Consider the following 1,200-nt stretch of genomic DNA (forward strand, 5'->3'; position numbering starts at 1 on the left):
TTTCAATGAAAGTACTGAGGTTTGTGAGTGAACCCTGTACCACAATCCAGCAAATTCCAGCCAGAGATGCCACAAAGCGCAGCTCTGGTTGCTGGCATTTCTACGCCGTGGGATAAACCTATCCAGCCGATAGTTAGGCCGTTCCTGACCTATGCGGAACAATACCAGAAAGAGGAAGAACACCGCGCGATAGCAAAGGCGATTAAAGAACGCGCCCGCGTTCAGCAGCTACTAAGAAAGCAGCCGTCTATCGTTCGTCTTGATGTTCAGTACAAAGCGAATGTTTTAGAAAAGGGGCAAGGAGAACGCCGTGCCGAGGCTTTTTTATCTAAAACATTCGTTGATCGCATCTTACCCAGAGTTAATTTGGTCACCGAGCGTTACCAGATTCAGGAGATCGAGGCAGATAACGCACTGTATATGGCGCGATTTAACCGTATTCCTGATATGTCACGGGAAGATCTCGAACTGCTGGCGAATGATATTGCTGAATTTGTTATTCAGAAGTTGCAGGCAGTTGCAGACGACATGCTACCAGAAGACAGTGATCTGAAACGGGCGTATGTTCTCTATATGCGCGCCGCCGCTATCACCAAAGCCTATCGTCAAGACGCTCCTTACTGGGATAAGTTAACAGACCGCTTTTTTGATGAAAAGCAGGCTATCGCGGCCATTTCTCGTATGACCCTGGATAAATGGTGGTTAGGACGTTTGCGCCGTTTGTCGGCAGAGTGGCGCGAACACTTGCAGATCTCCATTAACCGTGTCAGTAAAAAGGCCAGCACCTACGCCAGCAAGACAACGATTTCCGAATGGAAAGAGCAGAAGCATCGCACGAAAGACTTTATCAAGTCGATGGAACTGGAAGACGAAGAGGGAAATCGCGTCAGCCTGGTTGATAAATATTATGGTAGCGTGGCAAACCCCGCTATCCGTCGTACCGAAATGATGGTGCGCATTCGGGGCTTTGAAAATATTTGTAATGAACTGGGCTATGTGGCTGAGTTCTACACGCTAACCGCCCCCTCTAAATATCATGCCACAACCCGACACGGACACCGTAACCGTAAATGGAACGGTAGCAGTCCTGCTGATACACAACAGTATTTAAGCGGACTCTGGGCGAAAATCAGAGCCAAACTCCATCGTAATAATCTGCGTATCTTTGGTATTCGCGTGGCTGAACCGCATCACGATGGT

General features: G+C 48.4%; 1 protein-coding gene. It reads left to right on the forward strand.

Annotated features, from left to right (window positions below):
- Window positions 1-27: 27 nt before the first annotated feature.
- Window positions 28-1,200, forward strand: a 1,173-nt coding sequence (locus IQ211_RS19360; protein WP_193836485.1) for a replication endonuclease, incomplete at its 3' end; no start/stop codon positions are given.

The sequence above is a fragment of the Xenorhabdus griffiniae genome (genome assembly GCF_015163655.1).
GTDB lineage: Bacteria > Pseudomonadota > Gammaproteobacteria > Enterobacterales > Enterobacteriaceae > Xenorhabdus > Xenorhabdus griffiniae.